The sequence below is a fragment of the Streptomyces sp. NPDC058371 genome (assembly GCF_042723265.1).
Classification (GTDB): Bacteria; Actinomycetota; Actinomycetes; order Streptomycetales; family Streptomycetaceae; genus Streptomyces.
In genome coordinates, this window is sequence record NZ_JBHXJC010000001.1 from 157,722 (window position 1) to 161,401 (window position 3,680).

3 protein-coding genes are annotated in these 3,680 nt (G+C 74.3%); 1 reads left to right on the top strand and 2 read right to left on the bottom strand.

Annotated elements, in window-relative coordinates; translation table 11 throughout:
- Window positions 1-355: 355 nt before the first annotated feature.
- Both ACFWM2_RS00680 and ACFWM2_RS00685 read right to left on the bottom strand, forming a co-directional pair.
- Window positions 356-847: an NUDIX domain-containing protein gene (locus ACFWM2_RS00680; RefSeq protein ID WP_383271504.1), complete on the bottom strand. Its 492-nt coding sequence runs from the start codon at window positions 845-847 to the stop codon at window positions 356-358.
- Window positions 848-1,057: 210 nt separating this feature from the next.
- Entirely contained in the window at window positions 1,058-2,128 is a 1,071-nt protein-coding gene (locus ACFWM2_RS00685) for an ADP-ribosylglycohydrolase family protein (protein ID WP_383271506.1), read from the bottom strand.
- Window positions 2,129-2,335: 207 nt separating this feature from the next.
- Between ACFWM2_RS00685 and ACFWM2_RS00690 the strand changes: the two genes are divergently transcribed.
- Entirely contained in the window at window positions 2,336-3,454 is a 1,119-nt protein-coding gene (locus tag ACFWM2_RS00690) for a glycerate kinase (RefSeq protein WP_383274028.1), read from the top strand.
- Window positions 3,455-3,680 lie beyond the last annotated feature (226 nt).

Below are 3,680 nucleotides of genomic sequence, written 5' to 3' on the forward strand. Positions count from 1 at the left end.
ACCTCCCCCCTCCCCAGAACTATAGCCCTCCCCTCACCGGCCCCTGGTGTCTCCCTCTCTCCTTTCCCCCTCCCCCACACTTTCGCCCCGCCGCCGGGCGACGAGCCGACACCTCCCTGTCTCGGGATCCGTCGCGGACGGTGGACGCTGAGCCGCGGAACCCGGCGGACGGCCGGACCCGGCGAAGGCCTTATGGGCCGAGGGACGAACCGGTGGAGGCCTGGACTCGGCCGAGGGATGAACCCGGTGGAGGGCTTAACCGCAGGGCGGCCGCGGGCCGACCCGGGCGGGGGCCGACCCGGGCGGGGGCCGACCCGGGCGGGGGTCACGCCATCGGGCTCAGCCCGGCCGGGGTTCAGCCCACCCGATGCCCGCTCTCCAGTTCCGCCGTGCCCGAGCCCTCCGCGAGCACGTCGAGCGCGGCCAGGACGCGGCGCCCCAGGGCGCCCGGCAGATACGCGGCGAGATCCTCCCGCGGCACCAGCCGCCAGGAGAGCAGCTCCTCCTCCTGCAACCGGATCGCCTTGAGCTCGTCCTCGCCGAGGACTCCGCCGTCGTACAGGTACGCCACCAGCGGCGGTCGCGCCGTCCCGGGCACCCAGTCCACCGCGAGCAGCCGTCCGAGCGCGATGTCGAGCCCGATCTCCTCGGCGGTCTCGCGCCGTGCACCCTGCCGCGGGGTCTCGCCGTCGTCCGACTCGATCGTGCCGCCCGGCAGCGCCCAGCCCTCCCGGTAGTTCGGCTCGACGAGCAGGACGCGCCCGTCGCCGTCACGGAAGAGCGCGGCGGCTCCGGCGATGACGCGGGGGAGACCCGCGATGTACGTGGCGAAGTCAGAAACGGTCATCCAGGAAGGGTAACGAGCCCGGCCCGCAGCTTGCGGACGTGCTCGGCCCCGGCCCCGACGGCCTCGCCAAGGCGACCCCGGCCGACTGGCCAGAAGCCGCCGGCCGGGCCGACCAGGCAGAAGCCGTCCCCGGCTGACCACTCAGGAGTCGTCCCGGCCGACCAGCCAGAAGCGGCTGGACCGGCTGACCAGAAGCCGCAGGCTGGACCGCTAGCCGGGAGCCGCCTCGGCCAGCCGTGCCGTCCGTTCGGCCAGCTCGCTGATCCGCGCTCGGTCGAAGCCGAACACCGCGCTGCGGACCGTGTCCTCCAGGGGGTCCCGCCACTGACCCGGGATCGCCGCACCCCCGCACAGCACGCCCGCGACGGAGCCCGCGGTGGCGCCGTTCGAGTCCGTGTCGAGGCCGCCGCGGACGGTCAGCGTGATGGTGCGGGTGAAGTCGCCGTCGCCGTACAGGAGCCCGGCCGTGAGGACGGCGGCGTTCGGGACGGTGTGGATCCAGCCGAGCCCCGCGGTCTCCTCGGCCACCGTGGTGAGCGTGTCCTCCCAGGTCATCCGGGTCTCGTGCAGCGTGAGCACCCGGCGCACGATGCGGGCGAGGCGGCTGCTCGCCGGGATCACCGTGAGCGCCGTGTCCAGCGCGTGCCGCACGGTGGGCGCGGTGAACGCCGCCGAGATCAGCGCCGCCGCCCACATCGCGCCGTACACGCCGTTGCCGGTGTGGGACAGGACGGCGTCGCGGCGGGCCAGGGAGGCCGCGCGCCTCGGTGCGCCGGGAGAGGTCCAGCCGTAGACGTCGGCGCGGATGAGGGCGCCGATCCACTCCTGGTACGGATTGTCGTACGTCGCCGTCAGTGGCGGTTTGATGCCGTTGGCGAGGTTCCGGTAGGTGGCCCGCTCCGCCGTGAAGGTCTGCAGATACGGCAGCCGCAGCAGCCACAGCTCGCCGACCTGTTCCGTGCTGAAACCGAAGCCGTGCGTCTCCAGCAGGTGCAGTCCGAGGATCGCGTAGTCCACGTCGTCGTCACGGCAGCTGCCGTGGATGCGGCCGCGGACGCACTGCCGCCACTCGGGGCGCAGCGCGAACTCGGCGCTCTCGGTGACGGGCGCGGGCAGGTAGTCGGTGAGGGGCAGGGCCGCGGCCTGCCGCAGATAGCGGTCGATGCGTTCCCGCGTCCAGTGGTCGCCCTGCTCGACCGGCTTGCCGAGCATGTTGCCCGCGATCCGGCCCAGCCAGCCCCCGAGGACGCGGTCGCCCAGCTCGGTGCCCACAGGGGTCATGCCTCCGGTCTACCCAATTCCGGACCGGCCCGCGCGGTGTTCGGCGCAGGTCGCCCGGTGTTCGGTGCGCGGGACGGGGCATGACGGCGTACCCCTCCTGCGGTTATGGTCGCAGCGGCGCGACTGCCTTGACGTGAGCAAGGCCGAAAGCAAGGGGAATGCAAGGTGGCGGACGCTGCAGTGAATCGGACCAGGCGAGCGGCACGCGTGCTCATCGCCGCGGACAAGTTCAAGGGATCGCTGACAGCCGTGCAGGTCGCGGAGCGGGTGACGGCCGGGCTGCTCCGGGTCGCCCCGCACGCGGAGATCGAGGCGCTGCCCGTCGCCGACGGCGGGGACGGCACCGTGGACGCGGCGGTCGCGGCCGGGTTCGAGCGGCGTGAGGTGCGGGTCGCCGGGCCGCTGGGCGACGAGGTCACGGCGGCGTTCGCGCTGCGCGACGGCACGGCGGTCGTGGAGATGGCGGAGGCGAGCGGGCTGCAGCGGCTGCCCGCGGGTGTCTTCGCGCCGCTCACCTCGTCGACGTACGGCTCCGGCGAGCTGCTGCGGGCGGCCCTGGACGCCGGCGCGCGGACCATCGTCTTCGGCGTCGGGGGCAGCGCGACCACCGACGGGGGCGCGGGCATGCTGTCCGCGCTCGGTGCGCGCTTCCTCGACGCGGACGGGGAGCCGGTGGCTCCCGGCGGCGGTTCGCTGGGCGACCTGGCGAGCGCCGACCTGTCGGGCCTCGACTCGCGGCTCGCCGAGATCGACTTCGTTCTCGCCAGTGACGTGGACAACCCGCTCACCGGCCCGAAGGGCGCGCCCGCGGTGTACGGCCCCCAGAAGGGCGCGAGCCCCGACGACGTGGCCACGCTGGACGCCTCCCTCGCCCACTTCGCCACGGTGCTGGAGAAGGCCATCGGAGCCAAGGCCGCCGAGTACGCGCAGGCGCCGGGTGCGGGCGCGGCGGGCGGCATCGGGTACGGGGCCCTCGTTGTCGGCGCGCGCTTCCGGCCCGGTATCGAGGTCATGCTCGACGTCCTCGGCTTCGCGCCCGCCCTGGAGCGCGCCAATCTGGTGATCACCGGTGAGGGGTCGCTCGACGAGCAGACCCTGCACGGCAAGGCGCCGGCCGGGGTCGCGGCGGCCGCCCGTGCGGAGGGCAAGGAGGTCGTCGCGGTCTGCGGCCGGCTGGCCCTGCATCCGGAGGCCCTGGGCAAGGCCGGTATCCGTCGCGCGTACGCCCTCACCGACGTCGAGCCCGACGTCGCGAAGTGCATCGCGGACGCGGGTCCGATCCTGGAGGCGGTCGCGGAGAACATCGCACGGGACTTCTTCGGCTGACGCCGGCGGGCCGAGCTTGTGCGGGCTGGTCGGCCGCTCGCCGGCCCAGGCGGGTGGCCTCGGGCCGGGCCCGCGAGCATTGGTTCGCCCCCTCCGCCCCTGCCCGTCCCGTACCGGGGGGGGGGGGGGGGGGGGCCCCCCCCCCCCCCCCCCAGGTGGCGGAAAGGGAACACCACAACAGCTTCACGAAAGCCTCAGGCGCGACACAGAAAACGCAGCCCAGCAG

Bases quoted from the DNA above. Each gene is read 5' to 3' on its own strand.
- ACFWM2_RS00680 (WP_383271504.1), bottom strand. From the start codon at position 847: ATGACCGTTTCTGACTTCGCCACGTACATCGCGGGTCTCCCCCGCGTC.
- ACFWM2_RS00685 (WP_383271506.1), bottom strand. From the start codon at position 2,128: ATGACCCCTGTGGGCACCGAGCTGGGCGACCGCGTCCTCGGGGGCTGG.